This window comes from Bacillus sp. JJ1521, from assembly GCF_036965165.1.
Classification (GTDB): domain Bacteria; phylum Bacillota; class Bacilli; order Bacillales; family Bacillaceae_L; genus Ferdinandcohnia.
Genome location: NZ_JBALOX010000011.1, coordinates 34,238 through 55,382 on the forward strand (window position 1 = coordinate 34,238; position 21,145 = coordinate 55,382).

Annotated in this window: 17 protein-coding genes; all 17 read right to left on the reverse strand. The window is 42.5% G+C overall.

Annotated features, from left to right (window positions below; all coding sequences use genetic code 11):
- Nucleotide 1: 1 nt before the first annotated feature.
- Entirely contained in the window at nucleotides 2-559 is a 558-nt protein-coding gene (locus tag V7147_RS02105; protein ID WP_335366203.1) for a hypothetical protein, read from the reverse strand.
- Nucleotides 560-699: 140 nt separating this feature from the next.
- Nucleotides 700-2,640 (reverse strand): protein kinase domain-containing protein, encoded by a 1,941-nt coding sequence (locus tag V7147_RS02110; RefSeq protein WP_335366204.1) that lies wholly within the window; start codon nucleotides 2,638-2,640, stop codon nucleotides 700-702.
- Nucleotides 2,641-2,776: 136 nt separating this feature from the next.
- Complete coding sequence (locus V7147_RS02115) at nucleotides 2,777-3,544, reverse strand: PP2C family protein-serine/threonine phosphatase (RefSeq protein ID WP_335366205.1); 768 nt, start codon at nucleotides 3,542-3,544, stop codon at nucleotides 2,777-2,779.
- 12 nt (nucleotides 3,545-3,556) lie between these two features.
- The gene (locus tag V7147_RS02120) at nucleotides 3,557-4,813 is read right to left on the reverse strand and encodes a DUF6382 domain-containing protein (RefSeq protein WP_335366206.1); all 1,257 of its coding nucleotides are present in this window, start codon (nucleotides 4,811-4,813) and stop codon (nucleotides 3,557-3,559) included.
- Between the two features lie 351 nt (nucleotides 4,814-5,164).
- Nucleotides 5,165-5,467 carry a pore-forming ESAT-6 family protein gene (locus V7147_RS02125; RefSeq protein WP_010676860.1) on the reverse strand — a complete coding sequence of 101 codons (303 nt, stop codon included), beginning with the start codon at nucleotides 5,465-5,467 and terminating at the stop codon, nucleotides 5,165-5,167.
- Nucleotides 5,468-5,507: 40 nt separating this feature from the next.
- The gene (locus tag V7147_RS02130) at nucleotides 5,508-5,810 is read right to left on the reverse strand and encodes a WXG100 family type VII secretion target (protein ID WP_335366207.1); all 303 of its coding nucleotides are present in this window, start codon (nucleotides 5,808-5,810) and stop codon (nucleotides 5,508-5,510) included.
- An 804-nt stretch (nucleotides 5,811-6,614) separates the two neighbouring features.
- On the reverse strand, nucleotides 6,615-6,806 hold the full coding sequence (locus V7147_RS02135) for a hypothetical protein (RefSeq protein WP_057997876.1): 192 nt from the start codon (nucleotides 6,804-6,806) through the stop codon (nucleotides 6,615-6,617).
- Nucleotides 6,807-6,829: 23 nt separating this feature from the next.
- A complete protein-coding gene (locus tag V7147_RS02140; RefSeq protein ID WP_335366208.1) occupies nucleotides 6,830-8,233 on the reverse strand; it encodes an Mbeg1-like protein in 1,404 nt (467 codons plus the stop codon).
- A gap of 4 nt (nucleotides 8,234-8,237) precedes the next feature.
- The gene (locus tag V7147_RS02145) at nucleotides 8,238-8,963 is read right to left on the reverse strand and encodes a hypothetical protein (protein ID WP_335366209.1); all 726 of its coding nucleotides are present in this window, start codon (nucleotides 8,961-8,963) and stop codon (nucleotides 8,238-8,240) included.
- A 309-nt stretch (nucleotides 8,964-9,272) separates the two neighbouring features.
- Entirely contained in the window at nucleotides 9,273-9,524 is a 252-nt protein-coding gene (locus V7147_RS02150; RefSeq protein ID WP_335366210.1) for a methyltransferase, read from the reverse strand.
- Entirely contained in the window at nucleotides 9,517-14,085 is a 4,569-nt protein-coding gene (gene essC / locus V7147_RS02155) for a type VII secretion protein EssC (RefSeq protein WP_335366338.1), read from the reverse strand. Before essC ends, V7147_RS02150 begins: the two co-directional genes overlap by 8 nt.
- 268 nt (nucleotides 14,086-14,353) lie before the next feature.
- Nucleotides 14,354-15,145, reverse strand: coding sequence for a hypothetical protein (locus tag V7147_RS02160; RefSeq protein WP_335366211.1), 792 nt, complete (start codon nucleotides 15,143-15,145; stop codon nucleotides 14,354-14,356).
- A 77-nt stretch (nucleotides 15,146-15,222) separates the two neighbouring features.
- Nucleotides 15,223-15,573 (reverse strand): hypothetical protein, encoded by a 351-nt coding sequence (locus V7147_RS02165; protein ID WP_335366212.1) that lies wholly within the window; start codon nucleotides 15,571-15,573, stop codon nucleotides 15,223-15,225.
- 893 nt (nucleotides 15,574-16,466) lie between these two features.
- Complete coding sequence (locus V7147_RS02170) at nucleotides 16,467-17,447, reverse strand: LacI family DNA-binding transcriptional regulator (RefSeq protein ID WP_335366213.1); 981 nt, start codon at nucleotides 17,445-17,447, stop codon at nucleotides 16,467-16,469.
- A gap of 143 nt (nucleotides 17,448-17,590) precedes the next feature.
- Nucleotides 17,591-18,637, reverse strand: a complete 1,047-nt coding sequence (locus V7147_RS02175; protein WP_335366214.1) for an aldose epimerase family protein — start codon at nucleotides 18,635-18,637, stop codon at nucleotides 17,591-17,593.
- A gap of 16 nt (nucleotides 18,638-18,653) precedes the next feature.
- Nucleotides 18,654-20,138, reverse strand: a complete 1,485-nt coding sequence (gene galT, locus V7147_RS02180; protein WP_335366215.1) for a UDP-glucose--hexose-1-phosphate uridylyltransferase — start codon at nucleotides 20,136-20,138, stop codon at nucleotides 18,654-18,656.
- Between the two features lie 10 nt (nucleotides 20,139-20,148).
- Entirely contained in the window at nucleotides 20,149-21,138 is a 990-nt protein-coding gene (gene galE / locus V7147_RS02185; protein WP_335366216.1) for a UDP-glucose 4-epimerase GalE, read from the reverse strand.
- Nucleotides 21,139-21,145 lie beyond the last annotated feature (7 nt).

The window sequence follows — 21,145 nt, forward strand, 5'->3', positions numbered from 1 at the left end:
ATCACTTTACTACGCTCCTTTGTTCAATCTGTTTATTTGTATGAATGATCATTACATCCACTTCGATTTGGAAATCAGACTCTTCCTCAGGTTCAGTAAGAATGGCGGTTTCACCATCACCTTCGAGTAGGATCGATGTTTCGTCCTCATCAACTAGCAATGTCGTCTCATCGTCATCCTGTAAAAGGGCCATTTCCTCAAATAAAAGCGAGGTTTCCTCCAATAATGAAGTTTCTTCCCCTGCCAGTAGAGCCGTAGGTGCGATGTTCGTTTCTTCATGAAAGGAGGTGGACTTGAGCTCATGGCTTATGAGGGCTGTGTCCTCAACTGCTGCCGCAACCAGAACCTCTTTTTTCCGTAGCTTGATTTCACTTGTTGTTCGCTTCGTTTCCTGGGCTTCTAGGGAAATGCGGTCGTTATTCCTCTTTCTCTTAAATCGATTTCCCGTAAGGTCTGCAAAAACTTGAGAGATTTGTAGCTTCATATAGACGATAATCGAGATGAAAAGCGTGATCAGCGCGCCTGCTAATCCCCCATAAAACATTATTTGATATTCCAATCGAGTGCCCTCCTTCATTGAAAAGCGCAATGCGCCACATATCGGCGACAAGCATAAGATAAGCGCTGATAGAAGGTGCATTTTACCTTCCGAAGCGATTGGCTAGACCAGAGAGCCGATGGCGCCTGGAGCTAGACAACCTAGCTGATGTTTAAGTTTGCCATGCGTCTTGCCAGTTTTTTATAGGCTTCGTTTTCCTTAGCATTTTCAAGCTGACCAACATTTTCAAAGACTTCCTTTGCTTTGCTGTAGTTGCGCTGGTCCTCCTGCTTTCCTTGCTCAATATCAAGCAATAGATTACCCAGCTTCACATACGCGTTCAGGCTATTCGGGTATTCCTTAATAATCTCTTCAAATTGCTCGACTGCCTGAGAATGATTCCTCATCTCCTGATAAATGACGCCGATATTGACCATTACCTCTTCCTTATTTGGCACATTCAGTTCGAGAAGATGATTGTAATGCTCAATCGCCTGCTCAAAATCGTCCCGAGCGGCAACCTGATCCTCTGAATTAACACCTCGACTGTAAAAGGCCTGGGCAAGCTTTTGCCCGAATTCAATCTCGTATTTCAGCTGTAGCTGCTCATCCGGAGCTAGTTCGAGAACTCTCTGCGCCTTTTGCACAACAGTGATTGCTTTTGTGTTGGCGTTTACGATTTGCCCCTTATACGAAATGTAAATATTGGCAAGCGAATTATAGTTATCTACCTTTTTCGCGTTGTTCGGAAGATTGTCATTGAATGATTCAAACTCTAATAGATTCGTAGAGAACTGCTCGTAATCAATATTCATCCCGCCCAATGTTGTCGCAAGCGTGATATAGTAGGTCGCGTCCGGAATCTTTTTTTCATCCACCTGCTTAAAATACTTCAGTGCTACTGGGTAATCGCGTTTCCGGTCAAAATACGTCATTCCGAGTTTAAAAAGAACTTCACTGTTTTTATGGATATTTCCGTATTCATCATTGATATAGGACTCAATTTTTGATAGGCCCGTGTCCACTTCATTTCGATTGATATACACATCGAGTAGATTGTTATAGGCAGATGCACGTCCCTTGTCAACCTTAATTGCTTTTTCCAGTAGCTTGATTGCTTCCGTATCATCGCCCTCAATTAATGCAATGCTAGATTCATTAACAAGCCCCATGTAATCCTGGAACTGCACATTTTTCATCCCTTGATAACCGAACACTGACGTAGTAGAAAAACCGAGACATAATACAGCAGGTATTAAAAAGAGATAGAGCCGCTTCATCATTTTTTTCCGGTAGCCCGCAGTGAGCTTGTTGATGTTTTCAAGATCGTATAAAAGCTCCTCACACGTTTGGTAGCGATTTTCTGGTTCAGCCTGGGTACATTTTAAAATGATGTGCTCGAGACCTTCTGGTAAAGTTGGGTCCCATTGGCGAATTGGTCTTACTTCATACGGCGGGTCGGCTAGGCTTTTTCCGGTGATTAGCTGATACAGAGTTAAGCCCAAGCTATAAATATCCGTTCGGGCATCGGTACGTTTGCCGCTTAGCTGCTCGGGTGCGGCATAGGTTTTCGTTCCGAGATTTGTCGTGTCCGTCAGGCTCTCGTCCTTAAATTCACGGGCTATTCCAAAGTCAATCAGCTTTATTTTTCCCTCCGGGGTGAGCATGATATTGTCGGGCTTCATGTCGCGGTAAATAATCGGATGTGGCTTTCTTGTATGTAAATAATGGAGCACCTCAGCAAGCTGCTTCGCCCAGTTGATAACGAGCTTTGCGGAGATAATTTTTTCCCGCTTCAGCTTTTGCTTGAGTGATTCACCCTCGACATAATCCATCACGACATAAATGTCGCCCTCCGACTCGATGATGTCGTAAATCTTCGGAAGCGCGCCGTGATCGAGTTTTTTTAGCATATTAGCCTCGACAACTAAGCTGTTAATGAGAAGCTCATTGTTGCTGTTGTCGCGTTTGCGGATATCCTTGACGACGAGGGACTTGTTGAGGCGGTTGTCCATCGCCAAATAGACAATACTCATCCCACCGCGCCCAATTTCCTTCAATACTTCATATCTATCATCTATAAATGATCCAATTTTAATCAATGTGATTCCTCCAAAATTGAAAAGCGCAATGCGCCCGTCTATCGGCGACAANNTGACCTCGAGCCGATGGCGCATGGAGCTAGACTCCGAAACTATATCCGAAGTCCAATCCTTAAAGCTCCTAAATCTCGGCCCTTCACACTACATGCGCAAGAACGATTGAGATATTGTCTACCTCTTTTCGTTCCTTCACGGCATCGACTAGTTTAATCGCCTTGTATTTTAACTGCTTTTCATTTAAAAATGGGTTCGGTCGGAGTTCCTCAAGCAGCTCGGCATCTGTGATTTTATGATAAAAACCATCCGTACAAAGTAAGAACACGGTCCCCGACTCCGTTTCACCGCTGAGGATGATAACCTCAAGCTCACGTGTAGCACCCACACATTGTAAAAGCACATTGCGTCGCGGGTCCCTCAGGGCTTGCTCGGGTGTGATATTTCCGCGCTCCACCTCACGAGCCACTAAGGTTTGGTCCTTCGTTAGCCTTGTCACCTGATCTTGAATTTGATAGGCTCGGCTATCGCCAATATGGATGATATAGTAGCGTGAATGAATAATGAGGAGCGCGGTAACCGTAGTTCCAACCTGGGTATTGGTTTCATCCCCGTAATCTAGTATTTTTTCATTTTCCTCGGTAATACATGCCTCAAGTGCTTCGCGGATGTCCTCATCTTGCTCGTTTGAATGAAGCAGGTCTGGAAGCTCTTTTTCGAACCAGTCGGAGAGTCCGCGAACGACCGTGGCACTCGCCAGTTCCCCTTGGTCGAGCCCGCCCATTCCATCACAAACAACGAACATGCCGACATAGCCATTCGGTGTTTTTGCTGTCTTAACAAGCATGGCATCTTGGTTTGTTTTTTTCTTAATTCCAACATCTGTGTGGTAAGCATGTATGAATGCCACTTTTTTCACCTCTTAAAAAAGACGGAAGACAAATTCTTCGTTTGCTAATTTGATTTTGTCCTCGTGCTTAATTTTCACCTTGTTTTTCGGAATCAACTTGACTCCATTTACGAAACTGCCATTTCGTGATTCCTTATCGACGATAAAATATTCCCCGTTATCAGTAATCAACTCCGCATGGACGCGCCCAACCACTTTATTTTTCGAAGTGTAATCGGTAACTCCAGGGTCACGACCGATTTTAAAAACTCGCTTCGTAACCATGATTTTTTCTTGAGTAGCTGTGAGCAGGAATGGTTGCTGCTGGTGGAAGCTTGTGCCCACACCGAGCGCCGTTGTTCCTTCTTCCTCTTCTGGTTCCTTATAAGCTGTGAGGACGGTTGTCCCCTCTTCCTCCTCCGGATCCTCTGTGTCAAACGAAATCGGGCTGCCAACATTCGGCTTAATATTGATGGAGGTTCCGCCCGCTAACAGGGAATTTCCTTCGCCAAGTTCAGTACGAGTGATCCGCTTGTACTGTACCTCTTCTTCAATCTCAAGCTTTTGTCTTGTCTTTTTATCAGACCATTTACTACTGTATTCTGATGTGATGACGCTATTTTCTTCAGTCGCCTTAATTTCACTGCCAGGACTATAGTAATTCGGTGTCCTTGGTTCCTCATCTTGGATTGGCAGATTCTTAAAGCTTTGAGGTGATTCCGGCTTGTTCAACAACAACTCATGCAGCTTTTTTTGAAACGCATAAAGATTGATTTCCTCTGCTTTCGCGAAATAATTATGTAATCGCACAAAAAAGGTAAGGTCATCATTTTCATCATAGGAGTGGGAGTGTAAGAAGTTGGTGAAAAATTCCCGGATTGATACCTTTTCAAAAATATTATTTTTAATTGGCATGTACAGTAGAATTAATCTGTTTGAAAAATTATCAATGAAGATGTAGTTCTCATCAAAAACAAAGTTGTTCACATTCAACCCAACTCGCTCAGCCTCAATCAATGTTTCGACGATATTGGTGAAAAACGAGTGGATCTGCTCTTTTGTGAGTTGGTTTGTTGAGGTTAGCCCAAGCGTCACCTCGGACACCAAGTCATAGCGGAAGTACGCCTCATCGTCCTTGTTAATCACAACACATGGCAAAAGCCCTGGAACCTTGTTGTTTTTTAGCTTATCGGCTTCTGTAAAATCAACACGGATTTCACGCGGCACCTTGTAAAAGATGAATTTCGAAACACCGTAGTTTTCAATATGTAAATCAACATGTTTGATCATTTCTTGCACTCCCATTTCTATCAAATGCGCCTAGGCGTATTTGCGCCCAGTTTTTTAGGCCCACACGATGTGGGTCAAAAAGACGTTGCCACAGGATGTGGCGCTCGTAGTCTTTGTTCTTACACGCGAAAAGTTTCCATTGAAAATCTGTGGCATCCGCCGAAGGCTTTGGCCAGCACGATGTGGGTCACTCAGAAGTTGCCAAAGGAAGTGGCGTTCTTAGTCTAAGTTCCTTAATTTCAGTCAGGGTTGAACCCAACTGAATTGAATAGTCTTGGCATCCTAGTTAAGGACTTCGCTGAATAAAGTTAGATGAGGACAACCGGCGAGGCCAATTGCCCTCTACATGGATTATTTAAATGCGCTAGCGTTATTGTTAATCGCTGTTTCTGCTGCGTTGTAGTTTGTAACTGTGTTGTCTAGGAATTTTGCGTAGCTATCAATAACTTGGCGATATTCCTCGAAACGTGGAGCCAATGCATTGAAGTTTCCGCGAATTGTATTAGAAGCGTCAGAGTTCCATGTAGCGGCTAAGCCGTTCATTTCCTTCTTGATGTCTTCTAATGCAGTCGAAAGCTGTTGGTTTAGGGTACGGATTTGCCCAGCGGTTTTACTAACCTCGCCAAGGGAAATCTTGATTCCATCAACTGACATAGTGGCACCTCCTTTTTTAGTAGTTTAGTAGGTAATAAAATTAGTTGGTTAAACGACGTGCTTGGTTTACTACCTCGCTTTGTGTTTCACGATATGTTTTTGAGCTTAACTTTAAGAATTCGGAGTATTGTCTCATCAAGTTCGTCATTTTTTGGAAGTCATCCATGAAGCCCTTGATTTGAGAAACATATGCCATATTATCAGTACCTTGCCATGCTGCACCCATGCCTTCAACCTCTGTATAAAGAGCCTTGTAAAGTCTCTCATAGTCAGCAGATTGTTGGTCAATGCGAGTAGCCGCAGTGTCTAATTTCGCTGGATCAACTGTAATTGAACGTGCCATTGTTTTCACCTCCTTTAAATGGAATATGTATGAGTTAACTCGGCTTGGGCCGAGAGAACTTTGGGTTAGTGTTTGCACGGTTTTCGGGTCGTGACCGGGTTTGCGGTATACCGAGTCCGGTTTTCGAGCTTGATGGTATACCGATAATGTCGTTTGCGGTATATCGAGTTAGAGTTTCAAGCTTGGTGGTATACCGATAATGGTACTTGCGGTATATCGAGCTAACGAATTTGAACCTTTGGTATACCGAAAAACGTGTTTGCGATATATCGTTTGTGTATTCAAGCTTTGTGGTATACCGATAATAGTACTTGCGGTATATCGAGCTATCGAATCTGAACCTTTGATATACTGATAACGTGTTTGCGATATATCGTTTGTGTATTCAAGCTTTGCGGTATACAGATAATGGTACTCGTGGTATATCGAGCTATCGAATCTGAACCTTTGATATACTGATAAACGTGTTTGCGATGTATCCTTTGATGAAACTTGCCCTTTGATATATCGCAAATCTGCATTTGTTCGTTTTTTAATAAAAAGGACTATCTAAAGGCGTTCTTAAGGTGCGATGCGTTCCCTATTTTTCTAAAACTCTATCAAATTGGGCACGCATAACCTTAAAACGTTACCTTTTTCAAAAAAATATCATCCAGTCGGGAACGATTATCCGCTTTTCGTTACCATTTTCACTGAAATCATAAGCAAATGGGCACGCAAAGCTCGTATTTGTTCCCTTTCTGCAAAAACGTTGCACAAAACAGGTACGATTCTACTAGTTTGCTAGTCAGCCAGCTTCAAATCTCAAATCCTTCTCAGGTTATAGCCAACCCTTCGGTACTTGTCAGCTGCACTCTGCAGGCTAGATGCACTTTTTGTAGAGCCAATCCCTTTGAACTCACGATTGAGACCATTTGAGATCTCATCGAGCTCCCGTGAGATCGCATTAATTTCAGCAATAATGCTATTAATCTTTCGTTGAACATGAGGTTTCATGGGGTACCTCCTTTGGTCTTCTCCTATCGAATAATCCTTGCCTTCCCGACTAACTTACTTTCGTTAGATTCAAGTAACCGGGCCGCTGTATTTAGATAATTAATGTTCTGATTGAGCCTAAACGAAAATGAAGTTAGGATATCGGCGTTCAGCACATGACGGATATCTAAAAGGTCTACCTCCCAATAGAGGGAATCGATTCTATCATTTAGTGCACTCACACGACGCTTAATGCTCTCAAGTCTTTGAGCATAGTAGACAAGCCTATCGATGTTAACATTTAAGTATGGTTCAACCGGGAAGTAGCCACCGAGCTTTGCGACTACTTTTACAAAAAGCATTGCCGCTTTCTGAGCTAAGTCATTAAAGAACTGGGTAACCTCTGCTTTGATTTTTTGAGATAATTTCTGAACCCCCGCAATAAGCTTTGTTACTTGGTCTTTAACAAATTCGACGGCTATTCTAATCCCTCGAACGGCTGCTTCTAACATTTGCATCGTGGCTTCACGAATATAGACAGAAATTTTATAGATTTGCACCTTAGGTAATTTGGAAACTAAATAAAAAATAGTTGCTGCCCCTGCATTTGCGAAGGTTCTTGTATTCGATTGACCATCAAAATACTTTTCAAAATCGCCAGCAGCTGTAAAATTCACACTATCTAATCCATGTGGATACATAAGCCCCTCATCAGGATTATTGATATAAACCGTTTTATCAACGTATTGCGCATACCCCAGAGAGGAGACAAAATCCCCTTCATGGACAATAAAAGTGTTTCGATCTCCTTTAAGAGCCTCTTGCTGCTCCTTGGTTAAACTCCACCAATACAAGGGCGCTCCGTTCACAATGTAAGAACTTAACCGTTCATCTAGATTATTGACTAGAACGTATGCAGCAAGATTTCCTCCCTTCGAATGACCGAATACATATTGCTCACCATCAAGACCTGCAATATATCTTTTATAAAAGGCATCCGCTTCTCTTTGTTGGCGGATTTCAACTCCGATTCCCGCATCAACATTTGACACCCAATCCGTTGCGATATGGGCTGGATTTGTTAAATCCTCACTGCCCCTATAGATTGCTGTTCCATTACCATCTTTGTCTGTAAACGCATAGCCAACGAAACCACTATGGGATCTACCATCAGAGGTGTTTCCACCGTTTGGATTGTTATTTTGATACCCAACTAATTGAACTTCTTTTAGCGGTGAAAATTTATGAGCGTCACTGTCCATATAGGCTTTAATCGCATCAAACTTTTTCTGAGTCCCTTCATCTAAGGATTTCTTACTCAGTTCCTCCATCATTCGATCGATCGTTACTGGTTTTTTCTCACTAGGGCGAAGATTATCAGGAATGTCTAAATAAGATAACTGCAACAAAATATATTTTTCTTCTTCAGTTAAATTAGTTAGTGACATGGAATCACTCCTCAAACGCTTCGTAGTTCTCGATTACATTTGCAGGACTATGAAGGATTACACTTGGATGAACAATTTCACTAGGATTTTCAGGGTCAAGCCGATCATCCACATTCACTTCTCCGTAAACCTTCGCATCTAAGTTGGACCATGGTAGATTATTGACAAATGATGATCGGATATATTCTGTAATTTCCTCTGATTCATCAACGAATCCAACCGAAATCACATAAAGATCAACACCTAATCCCTTTAGTAATTGAAACAAGTTGTAGATTCCCTCACTGTATTGATTGATATCTGGTTCACCGCTTGTTTTTATGCCTGCAGTGAGAGAAACTTTAACATCCTTATTTTCACTGAGGAATTCATCGACTGACATGTTAGCCATAGTTTCATCATATTGGCCATTACCCGCGGATAAATTCACCTTAAATTCGGTTCCCACTGGGAGTTCCTTCGCAATGTCCTTTTCTAGTTTTTGATGAAGTTCATAGCCCCATTTGGCCGGTAAATAATCATCTATCCATTCACCCTCATCGTTATATTCCTTCACGATGAAGACGATATCCGGCTCTCCCTTTGGATGAACAGTAATCATGTCCCCGCCATATAAATCCTGGAAAAGCTTACTTCCTTCTTTTGACCACATGACCTCAAACTCTTTATCATACTTCTCTTCTAAATACTGGATTGCTTTTTCCTCTGTACCTGCACTACTTGAACTCATACACCCTGTTCCTCCTATTATGAGAATGAATAGAAGAAGGAATAAGACTACCCTCTTTTGTAACCTCATTTGGCACCTTCCTTACGTAAAAAATGACTTCGATTACTAATAGAACGCTTCTGTGAAGTCGTCCAGGTTCCTTTTTCGAATATATCGGACCATGTTATCAATATATCGGACATTCTTTTTGATTTATCGGACAAAAAATTGATTTTATCGGACCATTCCGGTCAAATATCGGACAAACTCTTCAATTTGTCGGACATTGCCGGAATTTCACTTGTACTCGAATCTATCTAATCCCCGAATCTACACCAACATCAATTTCTTCCCATTCAAAAATCCTAACTCTTCCACGGTTTGGTTAATATCAAAAATCGTACCGGTCTCACGGTCACAAACCACAGTGGTATCGGTTGCGATAAAGTAACCGTTGGATAGCTCAGTCATGGTGTTTGCTAGTAAAAATGTGACTTCGTAAAGCTTGCTCCCCGCCGGGATGAAGACGTCATAGGAAACGCCTGCGGCTGGAATGAAAACCTTGACTAACACTTTATCCATGATAGACCGCCTCCTCATCACGAACTGCTGAACCCGTTAAAAGTTTGACTAACTTTGATTTTCCTTTTTTTAGCACATAACCGAAGTCCTCAGGGATTTCTTGATACATACTATTTGTGACTTTTGAAACTTTCATTAAGTACTGATCGGTAATTCCGTTTCCGACCCAGATCCCATCGCTAAGCGAAACCTGCTGCTTAAACCAGGGCTCAAATGCGACTGAGTTCAAAGCGTCAGCGCGGTCTGAGATGACCATAAATACATTGAGTCCGTCCCCGCGTTCTAGAAATACCTTCAACTTATCCTGACCATCTTCCGATAAAAGTAGCATCATATCGTTAAAAGAATGGACTATACAGTAAAGCGGTTCGAACACTGGTGGCGTTGCACCCTCGGCAATCGCATCCTTCGTTGTGTTGTTACGGAACACCAATGTATTAAATAGATACACGATTGTCTCTTCCATCTCTGCTGCACTAACTACATGCTTTCCGCCAAGCCGAATAAGCTCCTCATTCGGGTCAAGCACAATCACTTCATTTTTCTCATTCATATGAACAATTTCGGAAATCCCTTGTATAACTCCCGCACACGCCTCACTGCTACTAGCCAACACAAGATTCACAAACGTTTGACCGAAATCGAAATATGAAACAGCAAGCGAATCTTTTTCCACACCAACGGGTAGTTTATGAGACTTGTTGTAATGAATTTCATCATGCAGATACTCAATATCAACTTTTTCCGGCAAGACTGGAATTCGCTTCGCAGCACTCTTGCCCCAATTGTCGCGCAAACGTCGGCAGTAACCGGTAATGTACTGGTACATGTCCTCGACACCCTCGGTAATAAGAGCGACCTGGAACTCATACGCGCCGTCAACTTTGAAAATCCCCCGACCCTTATGCTTCGATGGAAAAACGCCGTCAACATTTCCGAGCACTGCTGAATATTCGGTTGTGTCATTAAGCTGCAGTACATACAATTGCTTGAAATTTTGCATCAAACGGTAGCGAACTGCACCGGTATGGGCAGCTGTGACGATAAAATAAATCCCGTACTTCGTGCCTTCACGAGTGAGGTATGAAATCGTCTCCTCGTACCCCTCGTACATTTCCGAAAATGCTGCATAGTTGTGAATCACAATGACAATCGATGGCAGGCCATCTTCTGACAGTCGGTTGTAAGTCTGCAGGTCTCCTCCATAATTGGACAACAGCTTTTTACGTCTCTCAATCTCGCTATTCATCATTTTAAAGAGATTATCAATCTTCTCACTGTCATGAGATAAAAGAACATCCCCAACATGTGGTGCTTCACGGAACCAACTTAGCGTTTCCGAGCTAAAATCTAGTAAATACGCATTCAGCTCATCAGGCGTATGGGATTCCATGAGTGAGTACATGATCGACGCAACAAATGTCGTCTTCCCACTTCCCGCAACCCCATAGATGATAGTATTGCCATCCTGCGTGATTGGTAGTCTCATCACATTTTGGCGTTGGTTCGCCGGATCGTCATATTCCCCAATCACCGGGTTCAGTTCAAAGCGATTCGTCGTAACCTCGGGATATTTTTCAGCTAACTGATCTAAATAGATCTTTGCCGGAATCGGGTCCAGCCATAGCTGCTTCACTGTGATATTTTCCTGTTTTGCTAGATTTTCTAAGTAATCTGTCACTTCATCAATCTGTTTCGGTGGATTTTTCACCATCGTTCTACGGTCTATCTTCGCACTCTTGATGACGCGACCTAAGTGGTCAATGACACTGATGCTTTCATCCACATGTTTTTCCACTTTTTCAGAAGGATAATACGGTGCTCCACCCCATGCCGATTGACCAAGCTCGAACAATTCGTTATACCCAACCTGTAGATAGAAACGACCAGTCGTAGAAAGCTCAGCAGCATCTGGTCGCTTGATGACCTCCATACTATCCGCTTTTTCCTGTACCTTCAGACTGATTCTAAATTTCGAGTTACTCCAAATTTGATCGTCCACGACTCCAGACGGCTTCTGTGTGGCTAAAATCAAATGGACACCTAAGCTTCGGCCGATTCGAGCCGCACTCACCAGCTGTTCCATGAACTCTGGCTGCTGGGTTTTAAGCTCGGCGAACTCGTCTGAAATCATAAACAAATGCTGTAGCGGCTCAGAAACTTGCCCCTCGCGATAGAGCTTTTGGTATTTATAAATGTCAATATTACTTACATTCATACGTCGACTCGTCTCACTGAAAATGGACTGACGACGCTTCAACTCACTTTGGATTGAAATCAACGAGCGCTTAACTGCTGCCCCGTCAAGGTTCGTAATCGTTCCAGCTAGATGCGGAAGATTTAAAAAGGCATTCGCCATTCCGCCACCTTTGTAGTCGATTAAAATGAAGGCAACTTCATCCGGGTGATAGTTCACGGCAAGTGACAAAATAAATGTCATGATGAACTCAGATTTACCCGAACCCGTCATACCCGCAATCAATCCGTGTGGACCATGGTATTTTTCATGAAGGTCTAATTTGAACAGCCCACCCATTGTGTCTACCCCAATTGGCGTTTCAATCGAGTGCACCGGGTTGTTTTCCTTCCAACGAGTGAGCGCATTCAAGTGCTCAATTTTACTGACCCCAAACATTTCAAGAAAAGTAACCATTTCTGGTAGCGTATAAGCCTCAACAGAGGATGCAAGCTGGATGTTGGCTAAGCGAATCGCCACCTCTTCAGCATCATCCCGCTCGTAAAATTCTGCATCGAACGCTGTGAATGAACCGGAAATGTCGTCCTTGTCGAAAATCTTGGACATGTCATCCGCAAGCTCAACAACCATCGTACATTCCTTCGGTAAATTTTTAAGCTCATCATACAGGGTAACAAGGCTAATCCCGATGTTCTTTTTCTCTTCTAAAAGGAGGTTGATCATCTCAGCCCTTGACGCGAGCGACTTACTCATCGAGAAAATCAGATAATGCTGGTCAAGGCCCTTTAACTGCTCCTCATCCATTGCCGCACGGTTTGCGATTTCTTTTTCAAAATAAGCAGACAGCTCCTTCACCTCGGTTGCATCCGTCGCAATAAAGCGAATCTGCATCCCCTCATCCCACACATGCGGAAGCCATTTCGAAAACTTCCAGTACTCTTCCTCATCCTTATCGTAAAGGAACACAAGCTTGAGCTCGTCGTAGCTGTGCAGAGCGGTTAATTGAAAAATAAGACCCTTCACAAAATCCTGAACCCGACTGCGACGTCCAATCACACCGCTGACATATTCCTCAACAAAGCTCAAGGTCACCGGCACCTGTTTTAAAATGTGCGGAGCCTCCACCATTTTATAAAGCTCATCCTGAAGATTGTCGTCCTCCAGTGTGAATTTTTTCTCAGGGTATTTTAACTCCGCATTTAACGGAAGATCGCCAATCCCCAGGCGAACCTTAAGGAAATCATTTTGACCAATGGCACGCTCCCACAGATTTCTTTTTCGCATCGTAATCCGGGAGATTAAGTTTTGCAAGGCAACATGGTTTTCATGAAGAATTTCACTCTGTCTTACGCATTCTTCTTCAATCTTTTGAGCCATTTCATCTATGTATTTTGAGTATTTTTCCTGACGTTTTGCCTCATGCTTAATGCGCTGTTTCTTCTCATGTCGTTTCGTTAAAATTGGCCAAAGAACAGTTCCAACCAACATACTGAACGACATGATCAAAGTCGGCATCGCATGACTGATGGGCTCGCCTCGTGCCAACACGTTGTTTAGCGTGAACAACCCCATGGAGAGGGACGCCATACCCATTGTGAGCGATGGTCCGAGCATGAACATCAATGGCGTTTCATCAAGGTCCCGCTGTTGTGGCGGAGGATCGATTTTAATTTCCGTCCTCTTAATGTCACGCTTAAAACGTGGCGAGCGATAAAAGAGGTCATCATTTTTTTCTTCAGTTTGAAAGTCGTCGAGCGGCTCTTCGTCTTCGATGATGGGCTTTTGCACCTCAAACGGACGAAACGCATTGCGGTCTAAAAATACCAAATGATGTGGGTTATTTAGTGATAGCAGCTTGCCATTGAAGATAATTTTTAACCCCATGATGTAAATAACATCACCGGTCGATAGAACTTTTTCCTTCACACGTTCTCCGTTGACATATGTTCCGTTCGAGCTATTGTTGTCACGGATGATCGCGTGTCCTTGGGAATCGTACTGAATCACACAGTGGGAGCTGGATACGAGCTTATTCGAGAACCGGATATGGCAATCACTTCCCCGCCCGATGCGAATGCTGCTTCCCGTCACCTCGTGCTTTGTATATTCATTTCGATCATTTGTCGGTGGCTCCACATATAACAGCGCGGATGCGTCATTGTTACGGGAAATCGTGTATGTTTTAAATGGCTCAATTTCCTGTTTAACAAGCGTTTCCTGCTTGTCACTCGTAAGAAATGCCGATTTGTTGGACTTCAAAAACCATTTGCCGCCCTCCGCCTCAATTGCCATCATATCCGCTGCTTTTCCATTCGCATCCTCAGACGTTAAAACATAACGCCCCGTCACGCGCTCCGGTAGCACAAATGTAAAAGCCTTTTCCCGATCAAATAGAGTTAATATCAAAGCAAATCTCTCCCTTATAACAAATGCGCAAGCGCCTAAAATGGAACATCGACTAACTACTGCCACGTCCTGTGGCAAACGTCGATGTCAGCACTTCCTGTGCAAGTCCGACAAGCACAAGCCAAGCGCTGACAGAAGGCGCTTGGCGCCTGAAGTTAGACATAAACTGTTCATAAGTCTAGCAATCCGACTAAGTCTGACTACGATCAACTAGTAACCTATAAAACTACTTCTTCACTTTCGCACCTTTTTTATATACCTTATGATTTATCAATTTCTTTCTCTTAATCTTTGGAATACGGAAAGATTCAAACCGAAATTTACTAATGGTAAGTAATAAAAATCCTGGCCATGCTAACGCAATCGAATATTGAAGAGCAGTACAAAGAAGTAGGACTAACAGAACTTCGATCATATTTACAAAGACTACTCCCACATCCGATAATAATTGAATGATTGCTACAGCAATTAGGACTGCACCAAAAACAATCGGTATGATTATTTCAATTTTAGAGTCTTTAAACTTGTAAAGTCCATTTCCATCTTTTCGGAACTCTCCCTGCTTCACCCTTTTAAAAGCTCGCAATGTTGCGTATACAGATAACACCAACCCACCACAGAGTATAATCAATCCATAGTTACTCAAATAGCCCGGGGCCATTCTATCTTCCGCTGCAAGGAACAAAAACGGAAAAAAATCTAAGGAAAACTTAAATCCAAAGATACATAGAAAAACAGCCTGCAAACGTTGATAACGATACGCATTCTTTTCAGGGGTAAAGCAAAGGGCGACAACTGCATTAAGCACGAAAATGGCGATGAGTATTTTTTGAATGTTTGGCCAAATAGGGTTTGTTATAACAGGGCTCTCGTTTATAGCTAATGAGGTAAAGCCGACCATTGTCCCGCTAAAGATGAGCGTCAACCAAAAGAACCCAGTGATTTTATCTAGCCTTAGTCGGTGTTGTGCAACTACTTTTATTATGTAAAAATCTTCTTCTTTTGCTCCTTTTAGCATCCCATCATCTCCTACTCAAGGGTCTGAAAATCGGAGGCTCTAATTTCTTTATTTAACTTACTCAGTGATATCCAAACCTAGTAATACCTACGTGGCGTAGCCTGCGACTCCGCTCGTTGACGCGCTTCTTCAGCTGCTTTCCTTCTCGCTTCAGCTTCTGCACGTGCAGCTGCCTCTTCTTCACGTTTGATCTGGTTTGCGACCGAGATAATTTCTGGTGCGACTGAATCAAGCTTCGAGGCAATCTGATTTAGTTCACGATTGATCTCGGCGATAGCTGAATTGATATACTGTACCTCTGTCGCTTGCCAGGCAGAGTTGATATTTCCATTAAACCCATTTAGAGAGCTTTTTAGATTGCGAAGTTGTGAGGCATAGTTGCGAAGTTGGTTTGCTTGTGAAATAGCAGCAGAAACATTAATACCCATAAAAATCACCTGCTTATCGTAAATATGTTTTATATAGTGTAATACCTTTTTTCGAGGTAAAAATTACATAGTACGTTCACATATTTTCCAATTATATACTAAAAATTACCCGATATTTTGGATTAGGTCAATTCTTCCAGAATATTCAAATATCAATTAAACCAATACGAAAGACCTGTTTTGTCTACATTTTTCTACAATTTGTAGGCAATGCCGGACCCGTTTACTACCTAAGGTGTACTACCCTACTAGTACCTTTAGACATCCCATAAAATAGAAGAACATTGATAAACCACTACTTAATATCTCGGATTCAAGCCTCTTGATACCCTTTATTACATTTTGTAGGATAATAGTCCTTTTATCATTAACCTTTGTAATATAAATGTAACTTGACATAAGTCGGTGTGTTCCTCATTTATTGAAAGCATTTTCACTTTTGTGGGTTGGAGGAAGTAAGTTTTCTTTGGAAAATAGTAATCAATCTGTAAAAGAGAGTCCATTTTTTGTAAATTGTGTGTTTTTGGTGTAAAAAATGCGGCTAGCAATAGTAGAAAAATGAGAGGTTTGGACTAAGTTTTCCCGGATTTTCGCAGTTGTTGTGGGGATTTTCATACTCTTTCTTTCCTATTATATAGGAAGCTCTTATTGAGAGGAGATTGGTATCGTTTGAGGTACATCTGCTTGGTGGTGTACTGGAAATTCGATTATCGGTATATCACTCAGGGGATTAAGTGCTTTGGATAGATCGGAAACCGTTTAATCGGTATATCATTTATTGAATAATGGATTGGAGGTATATAGATAACTCTTTTATCTGTATACCGTTTATCGAAAAACATGGGCGCGGTATATCGATACAAAATAGGACGAGAAAAACCCAGTCGGCAGGACTAGGTTTCTCGGATAATCAATTTAGTTGTAATTAATATTTTTTTTGCGATTTGTCTTCCTTCGATGCGCTCAAGGATGGTATCGACGGCAGTTTCACCCATGACTTCGGTATGGACCTTAACCGTTGATAACGGTGGGAAGACGTATTTAGAAACACTAATGTCATTGACACCGATGAGGCTCACACGACCCGGCACATCGATTTTCTCTTCGTTAAGCGCACGTAATGCACCGATTGCGATCAGGTCATTGGCTGCAAAGAAAGCTGTTGGGAGAGCATCGCCTTTTTCTTCAATTGCTCGTTTCATAAGTCTGTAGCCATCTTCAACCGTAAAGCTACCAATATATAGGTTACTTTCATCTAATAGATTTGCTTCACCAAGATAGTTTTTGAACGTTTTTTCCCGGATTTCTTCAATTTCAGCTGAATGGTCCTTGTATTCCTCGCGTCCACCTAAATATCCGATATTCGTATGTCCACTCCGGGTAAAATGCTCCAGAACCGTACGCGTTGCTTTTTCAAAATCAATCACGACTGCATCATAGATATCCTCGTCTGGGTTTGAATCGACAAATACGAGATGCTCCGCCATTTTTGATAGTTCATTGACTTGAGTGGTGCTGAACTTGCCGACCGCGATAATCCCCTGAAGCTCTTCCTGCTTCATGCTCTCAATGCTATTGTAAAAATTGGCCTTCTTGGTGCCGAGCTGCTCACAGCGTTGCTCGATTCCAAGCCGAATTGACATATAATAGAGGTCATTCAGCTCTTCCTTTTCGGTGTACCAAAGGAGAATCCCAATCCGAGCAGAAGGAGACTTTTTCGAGGGACGTTTTTTATATGAAAGCGCCTCGGCAATCTCAAATATTTTCTTTTTTGTGTCGTCACTGACAGATAAGCTGGCATCATAGTTGAGAACCCGCGAAACTGTCGCGATTGAGACCCCTGCTTTTTCCGCTATATCTTTTATCGTCGCCATGGTTCACCTTCTTTCTTGGGAATTGTATTAGTTTTGTGTTGAGTTCCGTTTTCCGTAGATTATTAGCGTCGTCGCCGGGAGATTTGCGACGTTTTCGCGATATTTGCGTCACTCACACAATATTTGCGTCGGTCCCGCCCCAACTACTTTGTTAAAAATGTATACTTTGTTTCCCACAGGTATTCCTCATCTTTTTTCACAACAACAGATGGGAAGTTTGGATGATTAATCGCATCTGGTAGCCCCTGTGTCTCTAGGCAAATTCCGAGATACGGTCGCGCCTTTATTCCTCTAATTTCGAAATCGCCTTCTAACTGATTGCTGGTGTAAACGACAACAGCTGGTTGGTTTGTTTCAACAATCAGAGTTCTTCCAGATGTTTCATCACTTAACTGGATTTCTTGATTTTGATTACTTGTTAAGAGTAACGGATGATCATATCCATTACCTGCCAAAATGTTTTGAGGGTTGTCCGCAATTGTCCCGTCCACAATCTTTCTGCCATTTTGGAAATCAAATGCTGTTCCTGTTACATCAAGCATTACACCGGTTGGCAGCAGCTCATCATTTAACTCTAGGAAACGATCACTTTTTAATGTTAATTCATGTTGGAGAATATCGTCTTTTATATTTCCTGAAAGATTAAAATACGTATGGTTTGTAAGATTTAAGATTGTATTTTTATCTGATACTGCTGACATAGTTATTTTGAATTCGTTTTTGTTGTTTAAAAGGTATCTTACTTTTGTGGTAACGGTTCCCGGATACCCACCTTCACCATCTTGACGTACATAAGAGAACTCTACACCTACTTCTTCCGGTTGTTCAATCACTGTTGCATCCCAAACGAGGTTACTAAAGCCCTTCGCACCGCCATGTAAATGATTATTATTCTCGTTTTTCTCAAGATTATAGACAGTGCCGTCGAGTTCAAATTGTCCTGCCTTAATTCTCCCTGATATCGGTCCAACAATTGCTCCAAAATACGGAGAGTATTTTAGATAGTCCTCAATTTTATCAAAACCAAGGACCACATTCTCAAGATTGCCGTTCTTGTCAGGGGTGATCATGTCAGTTATAATGCATCCGTAGTTAATACAACGAAATGACATCCCCTGGTCATTTTCAATTGTATAGGCGTGAATCGGTTGATTCCCTAGTTCACCAAAAATGTCTGTCGTAATCTTCATCTTCTCACCCTCCAAATTATTCGCTTTTCATTTGTTCTATAAATCTCGTAAACGCAGCTTGGCCCACTTCATTACGCTTGTACACACCGGCATCCTCAAGAACGCGCATGAACTTTTTACCGACTTCGCGCTTCACAAGCTCATGGACATTATCTTTTGTTGGGTTGTAAGCTTTAAGCTCATCCGCCCAATCTTGATGAATTGGGTTGACCGAGATCAATTCACCAACTAGGTAATTTTCAACCTCCTGCAGCTCGGTTTTGAGTCGAGCCGGGAGCACCGCTAATCCCATAACCTCAATGAGACCGATGTTTTCCTTTTTAATATGGTGCACATCTGCATGTGGATGGAAAATGCCGAGTGGATGCTCGTCGCTTGTGCGGTTGTTGCGAAGCACAAGGTCAAGCTCGTATTTACCGTTTCGTTTTCGAGCAATCGGTGTAATCGTGTTATGCGGTGTTTCGCCGGTGAACGCGATGATATCAACTTCAGGGTCGCTATACTGGCGCCAAGCCTGTAAAATGTGATCACCCGCTTCAACTAAGGTTTCAACATCACTGCTTCTTAAGCGAAGAACAGACATCGGCCATTTTACAGTTGAGAATTCGATTGTTCCAAAGCGTTCCCACGTAAATTTCAGCTCATCTTCAGCTTTCGCCATCGCAAATTCATAGTTCCCACCCTGGTAGTGATCATGGGTTAAAATCGAGCCCCCAACAATGGGGATGTCTGCGTTAGACCCAATGAAGTAATGCGGAAATTTTTCAACAAAACCAAGTAAACGCTTGAACGTTTCCTTGCTAATTTTCATATCGCGATGGTCCTCGCACAGCACGATACAGTGCTCGTTGTAGTACACATACGGCGAATATTGCAGATACCAATTTTCACCCTCGAGTGGCACTGGGACGATGCGGTGATTGGAGCGTGCTGGATGTCCAATTCGACCCGCATAACCTTCATTTTCCACACAAAGTAAGCACTTCGGATATTTCTCACCAGTCGTTTTCATTTCTTTTTCAAGCGCAATTTGCTTTGGATCCTTCTCCGGCTTTGACAGATTGATTGTGATATCTAGCTCGCCGTATTCCGTTTCCACCTTATATTCAATGTTTTTTTCGATTCTCTTCATTTGAATGTAATTACTATTTTTACTTAATTCATAAAAATAGTTCGTTGCAGCAGCTGGGTCTTTTTCAAGAAGTTCATAAAAATGACGTGTCACCGCGGACGGAAGTGGGATCATCGTATTCATGATTTTACTCGCAAGAATTTCTTTTGCGTCAAAGTAGTCCTCGATAACCCCGTTCTCACACGCGTAATCAACTAAGTCCTCAACCAAGGTTGGGATGTCTTTTTCCGGTGAGATAGTGGGCTCGAAGTCCTCAAGTCCCAGCAGAGATAGAACCTGGTTTCGAACGTAAATCCTATCTTCTTTTTCGATGAGTCCGACCTTAACGGCTTGTTCTGTTAGTTGTTGTATGATGCCGTAAATGTTCAAGTTGCTCGCCTCAGCTTTCATACCCATTTGGGTGGTTTACATGCCAGTTCCACGCATCCTTGATGATTTCGTTGATTGAAGTACGTTTTGGTTCCCAACCTAGCACTTCCTTCGCTTTTCCAGATGATGCGATAAGAATACTTGGGTCACCTGCACGTCGTTCTCCTAGTTTCACAGGAATGTCACGTTGTGTAACCTCTTTTGCCGCTCCAACCATTTCTTTCACTGAGAACCCGCTATTGCTTCCTAGGTTAAAATAGTTACTTTCACCGCCATTTTGCAGGTATTTCAATGCTAAAATATGCGCATTAATGAGGTCCTCAACATGGATGTAGTCGCGGATACAAGTGCCATCTGGAGTATCATAGTCTTCGCCGAAGATGGTGATAAACTCTCTTGTTCCTAATGCTGCTTGTAAAATCACCGGGATTAGATGTGTTTCCGGATCATGGTCCTCACCGATTTCGCCAGTTGCACGTGCGCCAGCCACATTGAAATAGCGGAGTGACACGAATTTGATGTCATGCGCAATCTCAGACCACTTCATCATTTTTTCCATCGCAAGCTTTGTTTCGCCATATGTGTTAGTTGGGACAGTTGGCATGTCCTCGGTGATTGGTACCTGCTTTGGCTCACCATAGGTTGCTGCGGTTGACGAGAATACGATGTATTTCACGTTATTGTTTTTCATTATTTCAAGGACAATCTGAGTTCCGTACACATTATTGTCGTAGTATTTTAACGGGTCAACCATTGATTCACCGACTAGTGAATTCGCCGCAAAATGAATCACCGCATCAATGTTTTCTTTTTCAAAAACCGATTGTAAAAAAGCTCGGTCACGAATGTCCCCTTCGTAAAACTTCGCCTTCGGGTGAACTGCCTCTTTGTGACCCGTTTGAAGATTGTCGACGACCACAACGTCCTCGTTTGCGTCAATTAATTGATAAACGGCGTGTGAACCGATATAACCTGCTCCACCTAAAACTAAAATACTCATATTTGAT